Source organism: Hydrogenobacter subterraneus, assembly GCF_055390195.1.
Map to the genome: position 1 here is coordinate 329,090 of NZ_AP042473.1, position 16,493 is coordinate 345,582.

The following is a 16,493-nucleotide window of genomic DNA, read 5'->3' on the forward strand; positions in this document are numbered from 1 at the left end:
AGAATATTATAACTATGAGTGTGCTTGTCTTTGTAAGTATGACTCCCTTGGGCAAGGGTGAAAGTGTAAGTCAATATGTGGCAAGGGTTGTGGATATAGTGGATAGGTCTGGCCTTCCCTATGTGCTTACACCCATGGGCACCATAATAGAGGGTGAGAGTTGGGATGAGGTTATGAGCGTTTTAAAGGAGGGCTTTGAGGCCTTAAAAAAAGATTGTCCCCGCATATCCATAACCATGAAGATAGATTACAGAGAAGGCAAGTCTGGAAGGATACAGAGCAAGGTAAAATCGGTGGAGGAGAAGATAGGAAGAGAGATAAAGAAGGTAGGGTAAGGTGGCTATAAAAAAGCTTTCAAAGGGAGACCTGCTATATGGCTATACTTACTCTTATTCTACCAAGGATGTGGAACCAGGAAAATACTTTCCAGGACAGGAGAGGGTAAGATCCGCCTTTGACCTTGCCCTAAGGACAGAGCTGGAAGGCTATAACCTTTACGTTTCTGGACCAGAAGGCATAGGAAGGACCATTTATACCCTTACCACACTAAAGGATGCTTCAAAAAACAAAAGAGTTCCAGAGGATATATGCTATGTGAACAACTTTGATAACCCGCTTAAGCCAAAGCCTTTACTTTTGCCCGCAGGATTGGGAAAAGCCTTTGCGCAGGATATAGAAAGGGCGATAGAAGCTCTAAAGGAGGAAATTCCAAAGGCTTTTGAGAGTAAGGAATACGAAGAAGAGGTATCAAGGATAACAAAGAGGGTAGAAAGTAAAAAGGAAGAGATAATTCAAAGGCTTGCAGAAGAGGCCCAAAAGCACAGCTTGGGTGTAGTTTTTACTCCTGCCGGTATAAGGCTTTTGCCCCTTGTGGGAAGGAGAGTAATAACGGAAGAAGAACTCTACGCCAATCCAAGGCTCCAAGAAAGCTATGAGAAAAACCTTTCTGAGTTTGAAGAAGAGTTTAGGGACTTTATGAGGTCCCTTAGGGAGCTTGACCATTCTCTTTCCGATGAAATATTGGAGCTTAGGAATAAGGTGGCAAGCTATGTGGTGGATAAGGTATTCTCAAGGTTTGAAAGCAAGTATACGCCCTATGATGGACTTTCAGAACATATAAAAAGCCTAAAGCTTGAGCTTGTTAAAAATACAGACCTTTTCCTCTCTTGGCATACTTCAAAGGGAAACATAGCCATTCAAAAGATGCTTGAAAAGTCCTTCAACGCCTTTAGAGTAAATGTTATAGTGGATAACTCGGACCTTGAAGGCGCGCCCGTAGTCTTCTGTGAGGTTCCCACCTTCCAAAACCTATTTGGAAGAGTCTTTTACACTGCGGAGATGGGTGTTTTGTATGCGGACCACATGAGTCTGTCTGCGGGCTGTCTGCATAGGGCGAGGGGTGGCTACCTTGTGCTAAGGGTTAGCGACCTTCTCAAAAACCCCTTCCTATGGGATGCCTTCAAAAAGGTGCTTATGCACAAAAAGATATACATGCCCCTTCACCCCTTTGAGGATAGCCTACTGCCCTTTGTGGGCATAAGCCCGGAGCCTGTGCCGGCGGACTTTAAGGTAGTCCTAATAGGAGACCCATACCTTTACTACCTTCTGTATAACTACGACCCAGAGTTTAGAAGGCTTTTTAAGGTCAAGGCGGACTTTGACCCCATAGTGGATATAGGAGATGAGCTAATTGAGGCCTTTCCAAAAATACTCAGGAAGATAGTGGAAGAGGAAGGCATAAGGCACCTTTCCCCCGATGCCCTATCAGAACTTTTTAAGTATGGAGTAGAACTTTCTGGAAGCAGGAAGAAGTTCAATGTGGTCTTTGGTTACCTTGTGGATGTGGTTAGAGAGGCCCAAAGCTTTGTAGAAGATGATGGTTTTATAAAGGGAGAACATATAAGGAAAGCTATAAATGAAAAGGTCCTTAGGTCAAACCTAATAGAGGAAAAGGTAAGGAAGGCCATAGAGGAAGGCAAGGTCATATTACGTATTGAAGGGGAAGAGGTGGGGCAGATAAATGGCCTTAGTGTTATTGACCTTGGTGATTATAGCTTTGGGAAGCCTACAAGGATAACGGCGTCCATCTATGTGGGGGACAAGGGGATAATAAACATAGAGAGGGAAGTGGAATTAAGTGGGCCTATTCACTCAAAGGGAGTGTTAATACTTAGCGGTTATATTGGAAGGAAATACGGAAGGGATATGCCCTTGCACCTTTCTTGCACCCTTACCTTTGAGCAAAGCTACGATGAGGTGGAAGGTGATAGCGCCTCTATGGCAGAGCTTTTGGCCATCCTTTCTGCCATTGCAGAGGTTCCACTAAAGCAATACATTGCGGTTACAGGCTCCATAGACCAGCTTGGCAATGTGCAACCAGTAGGAGGCATAAAGGAAAAGGTGGAAAGCTTTTATAAAACATGCAAAATACGTGGTCTAAAGGGTATAGAAGGGGTTATAGTCCCACAGAGGAATTATGATAACCTTATTTTGAGCGATGAGGTGCTTGATAGCGTTGAGAAAGGAGAATTTCATATATATACAGTGGATAGCGTGGATGATGCCATAGAAGTATTAACAGGCATTGAGGCTGATAGGTTTCACAGACTTGTTAAAGAAAAGATTAAAGAACTACACAAGAGAATATCACAGATTGGAAAGAGAAAAGCCTTGTAGTTATAATTTTATGAGATGAACTCATTTGTAATTCTGCTTACCATACTATCCTTTTTGTCAATAAGCGTCTTTGAAGGTGCGCTCATCCTTGGGCTAATTTATATATTCATAGCCTATCTGAGGAAAAAGAAAAGCCTAAAAGGTGAGCTTTCTTTACCCTTATTAGTTCATGCAATCCCTACCTTACTTTCCACTTTAATATACGCACCACACCTTTTAAACAAAGCCTTTGAAAGAAGCGTATTCCTTTTTCTTTATTTTGGTGGAGATGAAGTAAAAGTTAATGAAAAATACCTTTATAGGCTAAACCTTATAATTAGGCTTATTGGCTTTCTTTTGCTACCTGTTGTGTTTTATAAATACCATTATAAAGGCACGGTAGCTCCAATATGGGGTGGTGTTTTTGAGGTGGCCACCTTTTATTCTCTTTTTAGCCTTTCTGCCTTAGCCTTGTTCTTAAAAACAAAAAGGCTTTGGTGGCTTTTGGCCTTTTTTGTGTTTATATCAATGGTCTTTTTTTCACTCAGAAGGTCCACCATACTTGGCCTTGTTATAACTCTCCTATTGCTCGTCTTTTTACTCAGAGGTGTTATAAAACTTAGGTATATGATAGTAATAGCCTTGCTTTCCATCTCATTTGGAGCAGTTTTTTCATACAACTTTGTAAAAAAAGATGCAAGATTCCAAGCTTTTTATAAGGTTCTTACTGGTCAAGAAAAGCTTGATAATAGAACATTGGATGCCATATCCAGCCTAAGGTGGGCCAACTTAAGAGCAGGGCTTATGGTAATAGAAAGGGATATAAAGGAAGCAAATATTGTGCCACTTTTGATAGGCCATGGCCTTAAACCCGAGGAAAGGGAGGGACTACACATAAAATCCGCCGTAGGTTATGAATCTGTTCTTTTCATATCAGAGTTTATAGAAAAGGGGCTTTTGGGCCTTTTGGCCATTCTTTGGCTATACTGGAAATACTACTCTTTTGTTTTTAGATACAAGCTTGCAGACTTTTTGGTTATTCCCTTTTTACTTATGCCTTCCGTAATGTTTGTAGGTTCCTTATTTACAGGTTTTTGGGATGCTTTATTGCCTTTGTATTTCCTCTGGTTTAGAATGATAGAGCAGTATGAAAGAGCCTAAGGAAATACTTATGCTATTTGGCCACTCCGCTGGCGTTGGCGACCTGTTGAGGGCCAGTGCAAGCTGGAGAGCTCTCAAAAACAGATTTCCAACGTCTAATCTACATCTTCTTTTCCTTACAAAGGATAAAGGTTATGTTTCCGAAAGGCTAATCTCTAAACACCATCTTTTGTCTTCCTTTCACGTTATTGATAAAAGGATAAAGGGCCTAAAGGATTGGAAAAGGTTTATAAGGGAGTTTGAAGAAGTTTTAAATACAGTAAAACCAGACTTTATTATAGATTTTGAACCTCATGGCCTTAAAAGCTCCATACTTTGCCTTTATGCACGCCTAAGGCACAAAATTCCAACACTTGGTGTAGCCGAAATTCCCTTTAGGAGATTCTTTTATAGTATGTCCTCACCACCATCCAGAAAGGTGCTAAAAACTTCCGATTACACCGATAGATATTTTGTAGTTCTAAAGGCCTTGGGCATAGATAGGAATAATATACCAATAGAACTGGAAGAGACAGAAGAGGCCATAAGTTTTAGAAAAAATTTCCGCAAAAGCCTTGGAATTCCGGAGGAAGCCAATCTTATAGGACTAAACATAGGGTGTGGCACACCAGATGCCCTTTGGAAGCGTCCCAACCTAAGGCTGTTGAGAAAGGTAATTGAAGAAATCCAAAAAAGCACAGGGTCCATACTTGTGCTTACTGGAGCTTCCTTTGAAAAGGATATAAATGAAGAGTTTCTCAAGGATTACCCTTTACCCGCCTACGACCTTGCAGGAGCTACAGATATACTTGAATTGCCAGGCCTTATAAGGTCCTGTTCTCTCTTTATATCCACAGACAGTGGTCCCTATCACATGTCCGTTGCCCTAAGGGTTCCCACTTTAGCCATATTTGTAAAGGATTTTCCAGCTTCTTATCACCATCACCCATGGGTAAGGTGTGTGGTCCTTGAAAGTGAAAAGGACGTGCCTTTTGTCATTGAAAAGGGATTGGAATTGTATAAAGGTTATAATTAAAGCATGCAAGGAAGACCCCTTTTACCGAACGAGCTTGAGCTTTTTAAAAAGGCCCTTGGCATTGGGCCACATAACTTTTGGAGATGGTCATCCAGGACCAGAAACTTTAAGCTTTTGACCGATGGCAAAGTGGTATGGGTGGAAGGAACGGAGGAAAACATAGGTAAAACCATGCCCGTGCATGAGGCTACCTGGTGGAGTTGGGACCTTCTCAGAGAAAAGCTCAAAGAATTGGGTTAAAATAAAGAGCTTATGGGAAAGATAGCCTTTGTATTTCCAGGCCAAGGCTCTCAATATGTAGGTATGGGCTATGACTTTTATAAGGAGTTTGCCGAAGCGGCAGATGTTTTTCATAGTGCAGAAACTGCTTTGAGATACGACCTTAGCAGTATAATCTTTAAAGGCCCAGAGGAGGAGCTAAATAGGACTATAAACACCCAGCCGGCCATACTCACTACAAGCTTTGCCATATATGCCGTTTTGAAAGCCCAAGGCTTTCCAGTTCCAGACTTTGTAGCTGGCCACTCTCTTGGAGAATACACAGCCCTTGCGGTAGCGGGTGGTGTGGAGCTTTTTGAGGCTGTAAGGCTTGCTCATCTGCGTGGAAAGTATATGCAAGAGGCAGTTCCAGAAGGCAAAGGTGCTATGGCGGCTGTGCTTAAACTACCACCGGAAAAGGTGGAAGAAGCCTGCAAGCTTGCCCAAGAGGTAGGTGTTGTAGAGCCTGCCAACTACAACTCTCCAGAACAAACGGTCATATCTGGAGAAAGGGAGGCGGTGGAAAGGGCAAGCCAGATTGCAAAGGAAATGGGTGGGAAGGTCATACCTTTAAAGGTCTCTGTGCCATCACATTGTTCTCTTATGAAGCCTGCGGCCGATACTTTTAGAATAAAGCTTGCCCAAACGCCCATAAGGAACTTAAACCTACCCATAGTGCAAAACTACACGGCCAAGGCTCATACCTTAGCGCCAGAGATAAGAGAAAACCTATACAGGCAGATCTTTTCCCCTGTAAGGTGGTACCAAAGCGTGCTTTATATGGTGGAACAAGGTGTAGATACCTTTATAGAGATAGGTCCCAAAAATGTGCTTTCAAAGCTCATCCAGCAGACGGCACCACAGGTAAGGGTCTTTAACGTGGAAAAGGTGGAGGATATAGAAAAGGTCAAGAGGGCGCTTTAGCCATGATAGAGGACCTTATCTTAAAGGCAAAGGTGCTTCAGTCGGCCCTTCCTTACATAAGGGAGTTCTATGGCAAGACCTTTGTAATCAAGTATGGCGGTTCTGCCATGACGGAGGAGGGCCTAAGAGAAAACTTTGCCAAGGATGTGGTGCTTTTAAGGTATGTGGGTATAAGGGTGGTAGTAGTGCATGGTGGAGGACTCCAGATAAGCCAAACCTTGGAAAGGCTTGGTATAAAGCCCCACTTTGTGGGTGGTATGAGAAAGACGGACGAAGAGACCATGCACGTGGTAGAAATGGTCCTATCTGGAGATATAAACAAGGACATTGTGGCGCTTATAAACAGACATAGTGGTAAAAACATATATGCGGTGGGACTCTCGGGAAGGGACGGACAGCTCATAAGGGCAAAAAAGCTTGATAAAGAGGCTTACTTTAGAGAACTGGGCTTAGAAGTCCCAGAGGAAGACATAGGCTATGTGGGGCAGGTGGAGGGAGTAAATGTGGAACTACTTCAGACTCTTATGGAAAAGGGCTACATTCCTGTAATAGCACCCGTTGGTGTGGGAAAGGAGGGAGAGGCCTATAACATAAATGCAGACCTTGTGGCCTCAGAGGTGGCAAAGGCCCTAAAGGCAGAAAAGCTCATATTCCTTACAGACACGGAAGGAGTAAAAGATAAAGAAGGCAGGCTAATATCCACCCTTACAAAGGATGAGGCTTTAAAGCTTATATCCAATGGTGTTATAAAGGGCGGTATGCTTCCAAAGGTAAAAAGCGCCTTAGAGGCTATTGAGGCAGGCGTTAAAAAGGTTCATATAATAGACGGAAGGATAACCCATTCCATACTTTTGGAAGTCTTTACACAGGAAGGGGTGGGAACGGAAATAGTAGGATAACAATATAAGCACATTCCTATATCTTATTAAGCAATAAGAAAATATGATAGAAAGAATAAGTTATATGTGATATTTTTCTAAACATCATGTATAAATTTAAGGGAGGTCCAAGATGAGAAAGGTTTATATGGCACTTCTAAGTATAAGTGCTATAGCCATGTCTACTCCAGTCTTTATGGGCGGAGAATATGCAAAGGCCTTGTGTGAAGCGTGGAACAAAACTCCACAACTTGTAGAACAGCTTGGCAAAAGCGAAAGCTGGGTGGCAGTTCCAGAGAGGAAGATATTCATTTACAGGGAGGACTGCGGAGAAGCAAAACAGATACAGCTAACCATAAAGAACGAAGGCGGTAAGGCCATGTGCGTATATGGTGGACCTGCCAAGGACAAAAGGGGTAAGGATGATTTCCTTATGTATGCCGAGACAAAAAGGTGGCTTGAGATGGGAAGGAAAGAATACGGCCCCATGAAGGCTATGATGTTTGGAAGGCTTAAGTTTGAAGGTCCCAAAGGTGTTGCCATGAAGAACATGGGTCCCTTTGAAGCCTTCCTTGACATTATAGATAGCCCACCCCACGATGCCAGCAAATGCCCTTAAAGTATAACCTTTTCAAGGGTTAGGCCTTTGGCCTTTGCGGTGTGGGGGCATATGCCCCTGCCCCGTAGATAATTCTTTATATCTTCTAATTCCAACTTTCCAAGGCCTAACTGGACTAAGCTACCTACGATCCTCCTTACCATATACCTTAAAAAGTTCCTTGCCCTAATTCTAAACTCTATAAGCTCATCCTCCCTTTTTAAGCTCACCTCTTCAATGTTTATAAGCGTGTTCTTTTCTTCCTCCAGCTTGGCAAAGGCAGAAAAGTCATGAAGGCCCACAAAAAGCTCAGAAGCCAAGGCCATTTTCTCATAGTCAAGCCTATATGGAATTCTCCAACAGAAGGGTTCCAGAAAAGGGTCTCTGGCATGGGTGTTCAGAATCCTATAGAGATAAACCTTGCCCTTTACGCCGTATCGTGCATTAAAGCCCTCTTGAACCCAGACCTTTTTTATCCCTATATCCTCTGGAAGCAAGGAATTTAGAGCCTTAAGCAATGTATCCGTATTAAAAGTGCGCTCTGCATAAAAGTTCGCCACATACTCCTTTGCATGAACTCCGGCGTCGGTCCTGCAACAACCTATAAGCCTTATAGGCTCTTGGAATAGCCTTTCTATGCTTTCCTTTAGCACTCCTTGAACTGTCCTCAATTGGGGCTGTATCTGCCAGCCATGAAAGTTAGTCCCCACAAAGGATAAAAGCATTACATAATTGGGCATAAGGAAGATTATAGAGAATTCAAAAGCTTATCTTCCAGCTCTTTAAACTTCCTCTCTTCCTCTCCACCAAGCTCATGGTCGTAGCCCAAAAGATGCACAAATCCATGTACAACAAGCCTTTTTATCTCTTCTTCAAGGCTATGGCCTATTTCCTTGGCCTGCTTCCGAGCTGTATCCACAGATATAACTATTTCTCCCAAAAGCCTATAATGGCCCGCTGGCTCGTCAAAGATAAAAGAAAGTACATCCGTGGCCTTATTCTTGCCTCTGTAGGTTTTGTTTAGCTCTCTTATGGTATCATCGTCTGTAAAATAAAGACTTACCTCAATACCCTTAAGCCCCTGTAAGTCTAATAATTTATTGACTATATCCTTAATCCACCTGACGGGAAGATTCCCTTTCTCCTTCCTTACCAGTACTTTGTTCTTCTTTTGACCTTTCAAACTCTTCATAAGCTTTTATAATCCTCGCTACTATAGGATGCCTTACCACATCCTCTTCTTTAAACCATACAAAGCTGATGCCTTCTATGCCTTTTAGAACTTTTATAGCTTCTACAAGCCCCGATTGTTCCCTTTTTGGAAGGTCTATCTGTGTAATATCTCCAGTGATCACCACCTTTGACCCAAAGCCTATCCTTGTAAGGAACATCTTCATCTGTTCTTTTGTTGAGTTTTGTGCCTCATCCAGTATGATAAAGGCATCGTTAAGGGTCCTACCCCTCATAAAGGCAAGGGGTGCTATTTCTATTATGTTCCTTTCAAGCATATAGCCTGCCTTATCGTAATCCACCATATCGTAAAGGGCGTCATATAGAGGTCTCAAGTAAGGGTCCACCTTTTCGGCTATGCCTCCGGGTAAAAAGCCAAGTTTTTCACCGGCTTCCACCGCAGGCCTTGTAAGTATTATCTTATTGACCTTATTGGCCTTAAGGTGTGCAAGAGCCATTGCCATGGCCAAGTATGTTTTTCCTGTTCCAGCAGGCCCAATACCAAAGACTATATCGTTATTCTTAATGGCATCAATGTATAATCTTTGTGTATGGGTTTTTGGAACTATAGCCTTTTTCCTGTGTGTTATAAGTATAACTTCTTCCTTTTGGACAGTTTCTGTAGCAGTTTTTGATTGGAGATAGTTTTTAGCTCTCTCTCTAACCTCTTGAGATGTCATTGTGGAGTTTTTTAGGTCTTTTATTATTTCCTTTAGAAACTCATAGACCAGCCTTACCTTATCTTCTTCACCCCTTATGATTATTTCCGTTCCTCTGGCGGAAATCTTTACATCAAATATCTGGGAGAAGTATTTTAGGTTCTCATCGCCCCGGCCTACTATGGCATAAAACTTTTCATCAAAACTGCCTAAATCCAGTTTTTCTTCTACCCTTTCTGTCATCATATGTTTAAAGGTATAATATATACCATCCCCTCTAAAAATCAAGCAGGTTAAACTTCTTTAAAACCTTTTTTCTATCACCGACCGACTGGTCGGTATGTTATAATATAAGGTATTATGAGGAAGTTTTTATGGCTTGGCATTTTGGTGCTCTTTGTCTTTTCCTGCCAAAAAAAGGAAGTGCAAAAGCCCCAAGAAAGAAAGGTGGTAGTTAGCCTTTACACCGTAAAGTCTGAGGAGGTTCCTATAGAGTATGCCACAAAGGGATACTTTGAAGGAGAAAAAGACATAGTGCTTAGACCCTTAGTAAGCGGTAGGGTCCTTAGCCTCTTTGTGGATGAGGGAAGCCTTGTAAAGGTGGGACAACCCCTTTTAAAGATAGACCCTGCCGATTATGAAAACACGGTAAGACAGATAGAAGCCCAGATAAGCCAAGCCAAGGCAAATTATGAAAACCAAAAGGCCATTGTGGAAAGAAGGAGGCTTCTCTTTGAAAAGGAGCTCATAGCAAAGGAAGAGTATGAGAATGTGAAAACACAGTTAAAAGCCCAAGAGGAGCTTATAAAAAGCCTCTATGCACAGCTAAGCAATGCAAGGCTAAACCTTGAGAGAACCACTTTAATGGCACCCTTTTCTGGGTACATAGCCCAAAGGTTTGTAAATGTAGGGGATTATATAACACCCCAAAGCCAGACTTTCCGCCTTGTGGCCCTTGACCCCATAAGGTTTGTCTTTCAGGTGCCTCAAGAGTACCTTCCCTATGCCAAGGAGGGTTCAACTGTAAAAATAAAAGTGGAACCCCTTGGAGATTTGGAAGGAAGGGTTTTCTTTGTCTCTCCTGTGGCGGATAGCAGCAGGCTTATAACCATAAAGGCAAAGCTTTCTAACCCTAAAGGCAACTTAAAGCCGGGCATGTATGGTGAAGCCAGATTGGTTATAAAAACAGAGAGGGCCTTTGCGGTGCCAGAGAGGGCTGTGGTCCTACAAGGGAATAAAAACATACTTTGGCGTATAGAGAATGGTGTGGCGCAGGCTGTGGAGGTTGAGGTGCTAAAGCAGGGCCAGGGTAGTATGGTGTATGTAAAGGGAGGTCTAAAAGAGGGAGATAAGATAGCCCTTGACAATGCCTATGTGCTACAGCAGGGTATGAAGGTGGAGGTAAGATGAGGTTTGTGCTTTGGCTTTTGATGAGCTTTTCCTTTGTCTTTTCTTTGACCCTTGATAGGGCCTTGGAGCTTGCCATAAAAAACCACACATCCTCCAAGCTTTCACTTTTGGACATAGAAAAGGCAAGGGAGAACATAAAAAAGGCAAGGGCTGGCATACTGCCACAGCTTAGCTTTTCTTACAGCTATACAAGGCTTGGAGGAGAGCTCGCCTTTGGCTTCACTCCAAAAAACAGACACAGCTACACCTTTGAGCTTGACCAAGCCATCTTTGACAAGTCTGTCTTTGAGGGCTTAAGCCTTGCAAGGAATCAAGAAGAATTACAAAGGCTTGTTTATGAGGATGTTTTGAGGGAGGTGCAGTTTCAGACCAAACAGCTCTTTTATGCTCTCCTTTACAAAAAGGAAGTGGTAAGGATAGCTCAGGAGAACTTGCGCTATTGGGAAGAGAACTTAAGGCTTGCGCAGGCGAAGTTTGAGGCGGGCATTTTGCCCAAGGTGGAACTAATGAGGGCAAAGGCACAGCTTGAAAAGGCTAAGGCAGACCTTGAAAAGGCTAAGGCGGATTACAAAAAGAGCCTTGAGGATTTTAAAAGCTTTCTCAAGTATGAGGGGGAGGACATAGAACCGGAGGGAGAGCTAAAGGCCATAGAATACAAACAGGAGGACTATGAGAAGCTTTTGGAAAACAACAGCACCATAAAAGTTGCAAAAAAGAGCCTTGAAGTGCTTGAAAAGGCAGTGGAGGTGCAAAAATCCCAATACTATCCAAGCCTTTCTGCCTTTGCCACCTATCAAGGAAACACTGCAAGGTTGGGGGGTAGCGACAAAATGGTGGAGGGCTACACCTTTGGAGTAAGGCTAAACTACAAAATATTTGACGGCTTTGCAAGGGAGGCCAATGTGGCGCAAGCCAAGCTTGATGTGCTAAAACAGATGGAAAACTTGAAAGATGTTGAGACAAGCCAGAGGGCAGAGCTAAGGAAGACACTCCTTGACCTTGGGTCTTTGAAAGCACAGCTCAATGCCCTTGAGCTTTCTCTTGAGTCTGCAAAAGAATCTTTGAGGCTATCCACGGAAAGGTATAAGTTTGGTGTGGCAAACCAGCTGGAGGTGCTTGATGCCATAAACAACTACAACAGCCTTCTTGAAAGCTATTACTATACCCTTTACCTTTACAATACAAGCCTCGCAAGGCTTGAGAGGTTAACAAGATGAGCACAAGAGAAAAGATAATCCAGTCGGCAAAGGAGCTATTTTCCAAAAAAGGCTACAACCACACCACTGTGGAGGACATAGTGAAACATGCGGGCCTTTCAAAGGGAGCCTTTTACTTCTACTTTAAGAGCAAGGACCAGCTTATGGAAGAGCTCATAAACAGCATGGCAGAGAGGACAAAAGAGATAATGAGAAGGTGGCTAAATAAGGGCCTTTCTGCGGAGGAGATGATAAGGGGCCACATAAGGGACTTTTTGATAGAATGCTATCAAGACAGGCACATAGCCTATGTCTTTTTCTTTGAGCTCCTTTGCAACAGGGAGGAGTTTAAAAGGCTTCACAAAAGGCACATGGAGGATATTTTAGCCTTGCTGACCAAGATGGTGGAAAAGGGCTACAAGGAGGATGAGTTTAGATGTGGAAGTGTGAGGACCTTGGTCAATCTCATCGTAGGCTATATGAGGCTCTTGTATATGGAAAGATTGCTTTTAAACAACGCAGGGCTTGAGGAGATACTTCAAGAAGCACAAGAGGGGCTTGATGTTATCTTTAGAGGTTTAAAATGTGGGTTGTAGGACTTTTGCTTTGTCTTTTTAGCCTCTCCTTTTCCCTTAGCCTTGAGGAGCTTTTGAAGTCTGCAGAAGAGAAGAACGCAAGCCTTCTTTCCAAGAGGTATGCCATAGAGTCTGCCAAGCTACAGCTGAAGGCGGACAAGGGCCTTTATTATCCGGAGTTTTTATTAAACTACAGGTTTTCTTGGCAGTCGGAGAGGCAGTCCATAAGCATACCAGCCTTTGGAGGCCTTCCGCCTCTTGTGGTGGAGAGTTCAAAGGACACATACCAGAGCTTTCAGGCTGGCATAAGGCAGATGATCTTTGATGGGGGCCAAAGGTCTTCCAAGGCGGCCATATCAGAGAGGCTTTTAAAGATCTCAGAAGAAGAGTACAAAGAAGCCTTATTGGACCTAAGGCTTGAGGTAATAAAGGCCTACCTTTTGGTGCTATCTTCCTTGGACCAAATAGAAGTTATAAAAAAGCAAAAGGAGGCCATAGAGGCGGACCTAAGACAGAGGGAGGCCTTTTATAAGGAGGGTCTTGTGGCCATCACAGACGTGCTTCAGGCAAAGGTAAGGCTGGCGGAGGTGGAAAGGGACTTAAGACAGGCGGAAGGAAGCTACCGCATAGCCTTGGCAAACCTCTCAAGGCTCACGGGCATAGAGGAAGGGAGGCTAAAAAGCCTTGAACCTATAAAGAGGAATGTGGAGGTTCCGGATTTAAAAGAACTCATAAATAAGGCCATGGTCCAAAGGCCAGCCATAAGGCTGGCAAAGGAAAGCATAGAAGTGGCAAGGCTAAAAAGAAGGCTTGAGCTTTCTGCCTTTTATCCAAAGGCCTTTTTGGAAGCTCTATACAACTATTCAGACCAAAACCCCAACATATACCCCAAGGGCTTTTTCACCCTTAGTGCTGGTGTAAGCCTAAGCTTTAATGCCCTTAGCTCTTACTACAGGGCCTTGTCCTATGTGGAGGAAGAAAAAAAGTCCAAGGAGGAGCTAAAGGACCTTGCAGAAAAGATAGTCTTGGGCATAAGGTCTGCCTATGAGAGGCTTCTTACCGCAAGGGATAACCTACGGGTGGCCGAAGAAAACCTAAGGTTTGCAGAGGAGTTCTACAGGCTTTCCCTTGAGCAATACAGAAACCAAATAATAAGCGGTACGGACCTGCTAGGTGCGGAGGCAAGCCTAACCCAGGCAAGGAAGGCAAAGGTCATAGCCTACTATGATCTTCTTAAGGCTTACTTTGAACTTTTAAGAGAGGCGGGAGAGCTATGAAGAGACTGGGGATTACCATCCTTATAATCTTGCTTTTGGTCTTTTCCTTTTTTTCCTACCGATGGATAAAGCATAGGATGGACTATGCCATAAGCGATGCGGTTTTTGTAAGGTCGGACAGCATGAGCAATGTAGCCTTTGAAGTAAGCGGTAGGGTGGTGGAGGTCTATAAAGATGTGGGGGACAGGGTAAAGGCCGGTGAGCCTTTGGCAAGGCTTGAAGACACAGACTACAAAATAGCGGTAAAAGGTCTGGAAAATAGCATAAGCTCCTTGGAGGCTCAGATATCGGCCTTGAAGGTCCAAAGGGAAAGGATTGCCAAGCAGGTGGGCCTAAGGGTGGGTGCAGTTAAGGACTCTGTGGAGGAGCTAAAAGAAAAGAAGAGGGCCCTTTTGGGCCAAAGGGAAGAGGTAAAGGCACAGATTGAACAGCTCTCCAAGGATAGGGAAAGATTAAAAAATCTTTTAGAAAAAGGGCTTGTGCCAAGCCAAAGGTTTGAGCAGGTGGACACCCAGTATAAGGTATTCCTTTCAAGGCTTTCTGCCCTTGAGGCCAACATAAGGGAGTTGGACATAGCCATCCAAAGGCTTGAAAAGGAGTATGGCATAGCAAAGGCGGAAGAGCTAAGCCTTAAAGAGATTGACAAAAGGATAGAGGCCATGGAGGGAGAGTTAAAAGGTTTAAAAGCCAAGCTTGAGAAGGCAAGGCTGGACCTAAACAGGACCCTTCTGGTTAGCCCCTTTGATGGTGTGGTGGCAAAGAGGTTTGTAAGCGTGGGAGATACGGTAAAAGCTGGCCAGCCCGCCTTTAGCCTCATAAAGGAAAATTCCTACTATGTGGAGGTTCTGCTGGAGGAGGACAAGCTAAGGGGTGTAAAGGTAGGTTCAAAGGCCTACATAAGGCTTGACGCCTATCCAAAGGTGGTTTTTGAAGGTGTGGTGGAGGAGATAAGCCCAGCTTCCGCCGCTACCTTTGCCCTTGTGCCAAGAGACATATCTGCCGGAGAGTTTACAAAGGTGGTCCAAAGGATACCGGTAAAGATAAGTATCACAAAAGGAGACCTTAGCCTTTTGAGGGTAGGCATGGGTGGAAGGGTGGAGATAAAGAGGGAATGAGGCCCTTTCATGAAACCTTAAGCTCGGCAGAGAGGATTATACTGACCTTTTCTTTGATGGTTGGCGTTTTTATGGCCATTTTGGATACTACCATCGTGGATATTGTGGTGCCAAAGATGATAGCACCCCTTTCTACGGACCTCTACGGCGTGCAATGGGTAATAACAGCTTACATGACCTCAGCCGCAAGCGCCATCCTTTTGGTAGAGTGGCTGGAGGGCATAATGGGCCTAAAGAAGGTATTTCTCTTGGGCCTTTTCCTTTTTACCACAGCTTCCTTTTTCTGCGGTCAGGCCCAATCCTTGGAGTGGATGATAGCCTCAAGGACAGTGCAAGGCTTTGGAGAATCTCTTATAGTGGTGAGCGCAGAGGCTTTGCTCTTTTCCGCCTACGCACCGGAAAAAAGAGGCCTTGCCATGGGCATATATGGCTTGGGAGTAAGCTTTGCACCAGCTCTTGGACCCACACTTGGAGGATGGATAACAGAACATATAGACTGGCGATGGATATTTTACATAAACCTACCCATAGGCATTTTTAACTTTGCTTTGGCCTTTTTCTTTTTAAAGGACTACAGGCCACAGCACAAGGTAAAACTTAATCCTTTGTCCTATTTATTTTTGACAAGCTTTACCGTTAGCCTTCTTATAGTCCTCTCAAGGGGCCAAAAGGAGGGCTGGTTTTCCAGCGACTTTATCCTTTACCTTACTATCCTTTCTGTCTTTTCACTTTTACTCTTCTTCTTGTGGGAGACCCTTTCCAAAAACAGGCTAATAGATTACTCCCTCTTTAAGATAAGGGAGTTTTTGATAGCTCTTTGGGTCTATTGCTTTGTGCTTGGCTTTTCCATGTATCAGGTCTTTTACCTAATTCCTCTTTACTTTGAAAAGTTAAAGGGCTATACCACCCTTCAGGCAGGCCTTGCCATACTCCCCATGGCCCTCGCCATAGGCCTTTTGTCTCCAGTGGCAGGACTAATATCTGATAAAAAATCCCCCAAATTAGCCCTCTACATAGCCACCCTTAGCTATCTTCTTGTTAACTTCCTACTTCTTCCAAGGCTAAACTACTTTACTCCAAGGCATACGGCCATCCTATACCTTACCCTTATGGGTGTGGGCATGGGCTTTTTCTTTGCTCCCATAACCCAGATGGCCCTAAGGAGCTTGGGAGAAAAAACTACATTTGGAGTTAGCCTTATGCACTACATACGCTTTGTGGGAGGCTCCTTTGGTACAGCCTTGGCCACCAACGACCTTCAAAGGTTTGCTACAGAAAACTTCCAAAGAAGCACAGAAGTGCAAAATATACAATGGGTCCAGATGCATATCCAAAGGTGGTCTCAAGAACTTAGCCTCCTCACCCATCAGTCTCAAGAAAAGGCACAAGCCCTCTTCTACCAGCTTCAAAGCCTCTATGCCCTATCTGATGCCTTTGGCTCCACCCTATTTTTAGCTGGCCTTTGGGCCCTGTTGGGAAGTGTTCCTATCTTTTATCTTCTTTTTAAAGATGTTTTAGTGCGTAAAAGAAAAGGATAGGTGT

At 43.7% G+C, this 16,493-nt stretch carries 17 protein-coding genes; 14 read left to right on the top strand and 3 right to left on the bottom strand.

Going from position 1 to position 16,493, the window contains the following annotated elements:
- The first annotated feature begins 14 nt into the window (after positions 1 to 14).
- The 8 genes from ACZ5GB_RS01870 (at position 15) to ACZ5GB_RS01905 (ending at position 7,510) form a co-directional block, all read left to right on the top strand.
- Positions 15 to 335: an MTH1187 family thiamine-binding protein gene (locus ACZ5GB_RS01870; RefSeq protein ID WP_464327296.1), complete on the top strand. Its 321-nt coding sequence runs from the start codon at positions 15 to 17 to the stop codon at positions 333 to 335.
- Position 336: 1 nt separating this feature from the next.
- Positions 337 to 2,676 (top strand): AAA family ATPase, encoded by a 2,340-nt coding sequence (locus ACZ5GB_RS01875; RefSeq protein WP_464327297.1) that lies wholly within the window; start codon positions 337 to 339, stop codon positions 2,674 to 2,676.
- A gap of 15 nt (positions 2,677 to 2,691) precedes the next feature.
- A complete protein-coding gene (locus ACZ5GB_RS01880; protein ID WP_464327298.1) occupies positions 2,692 to 3,816 on the top strand; it encodes a hypothetical protein in 1,125 nt (374 codons plus the stop codon).
- Positions 3,803 to 4,831 (top strand): glycosyltransferase family 9 protein, encoded by a 1,029-nt coding sequence (locus tag ACZ5GB_RS01885; protein WP_464327299.1) that lies wholly within the window; start codon positions 3,803 to 3,805, stop codon positions 4,829 to 4,831. The genes ACZ5GB_RS01880 and ACZ5GB_RS01885 overlap by 14 nt, the downstream gene beginning before the upstream one ends.
- 3 nt (positions 4,832 to 4,834) lie before the next feature.
- Positions 4,835 to 5,071: a hypothetical protein gene (locus tag ACZ5GB_RS01890; RefSeq protein WP_464327300.1), complete on the top strand. Its 237-nt coding sequence runs from the start codon at positions 4,835 to 4,837 to the stop codon at positions 5,069 to 5,071.
- Between the two features lie 12 nt (positions 5,072 to 5,083).
- Positions 5,084 to 6,013 (top strand): ACP S-malonyltransferase, encoded by a 930-nt coding sequence (gene fabD / locus ACZ5GB_RS01895; protein ID WP_464327301.1) that lies wholly within the window; start codon positions 5,084 to 5,086, stop codon positions 6,011 to 6,013.
- Positions 6,014 to 6,018: 5 nt separating this feature from the next.
- Positions 6,019 to 6,912: an acetylglutamate kinase gene (argB, locus tag ACZ5GB_RS01900; protein WP_464327808.1), complete on the top strand. Its 894-nt coding sequence runs from the start codon at positions 6,019 to 6,021 to the stop codon at positions 6,910 to 6,912.
- 112 nt (positions 6,913 to 7,024) lie between these two features.
- Positions 7,025 to 7,510: an SCP2 sterol-binding domain-containing protein gene (locus ACZ5GB_RS01905; protein WP_464327302.1), complete on the top strand. Its 486-nt coding sequence runs from the start codon at positions 7,025 to 7,027 to the stop codon at positions 7,508 to 7,510.
- Here the strand turns inward: ACZ5GB_RS01905 and truA are convergent.
- The 3 genes from truA to ACZ5GB_RS01920 are packed head-to-tail and all read right to left on the bottom strand — an operon-like array spanning position 7,507 to position 9,624.
- The gene (truA, locus tag ACZ5GB_RS01910) at positions 7,507 to 8,229 is read right to left on the bottom strand and encodes a tRNA pseudouridine(38-40) synthase TruA (protein ID WP_464327303.1); all 723 of its coding nucleotides are present in this window, start codon (positions 8,227 to 8,229) and stop codon (positions 7,507 to 7,509) included. The two genes, ACZ5GB_RS01905 and truA, sit on opposite strands and share 4 nt — an antisense overlap.
- Before the next feature lie 8 nt (positions 8,230 to 8,237).
- On the bottom strand, positions 8,238 to 8,681 hold the full coding sequence (gene ybeY / locus ACZ5GB_RS01915; protein WP_464327304.1) for an rRNA maturation RNase YbeY: 444 nt from the start codon (positions 8,679 to 8,681) through the stop codon (positions 8,238 to 8,240).
- Positions 8,602 to 9,624 (bottom strand): PhoH family protein, encoded by a 1,023-nt coding sequence (locus tag ACZ5GB_RS01920; protein ID WP_464327305.1) that lies wholly within the window; start codon positions 9,622 to 9,624, stop codon positions 8,602 to 8,604. Before ACZ5GB_RS01920 ends, ybeY begins: the two co-directional genes overlap by 80 nt.
- Positions 9,625 to 9,738: 114 nt before the next feature.
- On the opposite strand from ACZ5GB_RS01920, the gene ACZ5GB_RS01925 reads away from it, so the two are divergent.
- The 6 genes from ACZ5GB_RS01925 to ACZ5GB_RS01950 are packed head-to-tail and all read left to right on the top strand — an operon-like array spanning position 9,739 to position 16,489.
- Positions 9,739 to 10,788, top strand: coding sequence for an efflux RND transporter periplasmic adaptor subunit (locus tag ACZ5GB_RS01925; protein ID WP_464327306.1), 1,050 nt, complete (start codon positions 9,739 to 9,741; stop codon positions 10,786 to 10,788).
- Positions 10,785 to 12,005: a TolC family protein gene (locus ACZ5GB_RS01930; protein WP_464327307.1), complete on the top strand. Its 1,221-nt coding sequence runs from the start codon at positions 10,785 to 10,787 to the stop codon at positions 12,003 to 12,005. The genes ACZ5GB_RS01925 and ACZ5GB_RS01930 overlap by 4 nt, the downstream gene beginning before the upstream one ends.
- The gene (locus ACZ5GB_RS01935) at positions 12,002 to 12,580 is read left to right on the top strand and encodes a TetR/AcrR family transcriptional regulator (protein WP_464327308.1); all 579 of its coding nucleotides are present in this window, start codon (positions 12,002 to 12,004) and stop codon (positions 12,578 to 12,580) included. Before ACZ5GB_RS01930 ends, ACZ5GB_RS01935 begins: the two co-directional genes overlap by 4 nt.
- Positions 12,568 to 13,836: a TolC family protein gene (locus tag ACZ5GB_RS01940; RefSeq protein WP_464327309.1), complete on the top strand. Its 1,269-nt coding sequence runs from the start codon at positions 12,568 to 12,570 to the stop codon at positions 13,834 to 13,836. The genes ACZ5GB_RS01935 and ACZ5GB_RS01940 overlap by 13 nt, the downstream gene beginning before the upstream one ends.
- Positions 13,833 to 14,951 (top strand): EmrA/EmrK family multidrug efflux transporter periplasmic adaptor subunit, encoded by a 1,119-nt coding sequence (locus ACZ5GB_RS01945; RefSeq protein WP_464327310.1) that lies wholly within the window; start codon positions 13,833 to 13,835, stop codon positions 14,949 to 14,951. Before ACZ5GB_RS01940 ends, ACZ5GB_RS01945 begins: the two co-directional genes overlap by 4 nt.
- Positions 14,948 to 16,489 carry a DHA2 family efflux MFS transporter permease subunit gene (locus tag ACZ5GB_RS01950; protein ID WP_464327311.1) on the top strand — a complete coding sequence of 514 codons (1,542 nt, stop codon included), beginning with the start codon at positions 14,948 to 14,950 and terminating at the stop codon, positions 16,487 to 16,489. The genes ACZ5GB_RS01945 and ACZ5GB_RS01950 overlap by 4 nt, the downstream gene beginning before the upstream one ends.
- The last annotated feature ends 4 nt before the right edge of the window (positions 16,490 to 16,493 follow it).

Bases quoted from the DNA above. Each gene is read 5' to 3' on its own strand.
- ybeY (WP_464327304.1), bottom strand. From the start codon at position 8,681: ATGAAGAGTTTGAAAGGTCAAAAGAAGAACAAAGTACTGGTAAGGAAG.
- ACZ5GB_RS01890 (WP_464327300.1), top strand. From the start codon at position 4,835: ATGCAAGGAAGACCCCTTTTACCGAACGAGCTTGAGCTTTTTAAAAAG.
- ACZ5GB_RS01870 (WP_464327296.1), top strand. From the start codon at position 15: ATGAGTGTGCTTGTCTTTGTAAGTATGACTCCCTTGGGCAAGGGTGAA.
- ACZ5GB_RS01880 (WP_464327298.1), top strand. From the start codon at position 2,692: ATGAACTCATTTGTAATTCTGCTTACCATACTATCCTTTTTGTCAATA.
- ACZ5GB_RS01940 (WP_464327309.1), top strand. From the start codon at position 12,568: ATGTGGGTTGTAGGACTTTTGCTTTGTCTTTTTAGCCTCTCCTTTTCC.
- ACZ5GB_RS01945 (WP_464327310.1), top strand. From the start codon at position 13,833: ATGAAGAGACTGGGGATTACCATCCTTATAATCTTGCTTTTGGTCTTT.
- ACZ5GB_RS01920 (WP_464327305.1), bottom strand. From the start codon at position 9,624: ATGATGACAGAAAGGGTAGAAGAAAAACTGGATTTAGGCAGTTTTGAT.
- fabD (WP_464327301.1), top strand. From the start codon at position 5,084: ATGGGAAAGATAGCCTTTGTATTTCCAGGCCAAGGCTCTCAATATGTA.
- ACZ5GB_RS01935 (WP_464327308.1), top strand. From the start codon at position 12,002: ATGAGCACAAGAGAAAAGATAATCCAGTCGGCAAAGGAGCTATTTTCC.
- ACZ5GB_RS01885 (WP_464327299.1), top strand. From the start codon at position 3,803: ATGAAAGAGCCTAAGGAAATACTTATGCTATTTGGCCACTCCGCTGGC.
- truA (WP_464327303.1), bottom strand. From the start codon at position 8,229: ATGCCCAATTATGTAATGCTTTTATCCTTTGTGGGGACTAACTTTCAT.
- ACZ5GB_RS01905 (WP_464327302.1), top strand. From the start codon at position 7,025: ATGAGAAAGGTTTATATGGCACTTCTAAGTATAAGTGCTATAGCCATG.
- ACZ5GB_RS01950 (WP_464327311.1), top strand. From the start codon at position 14,948: ATGAGGCCCTTTCATGAAACCTTAAGCTCGGCAGAGAGGATTATACTG.
- ACZ5GB_RS01930 (WP_464327307.1), top strand. From the start codon at position 10,785: ATGAGGTTTGTGCTTTGGCTTTTGATGAGCTTTTCCTTTGTCTTTTCT.
- ACZ5GB_RS01925 (WP_464327306.1), top strand. From the start codon at position 9,739: ATGAGGAAGTTTTTATGGCTTGGCATTTTGGTGCTCTTTGTCTTTTCC.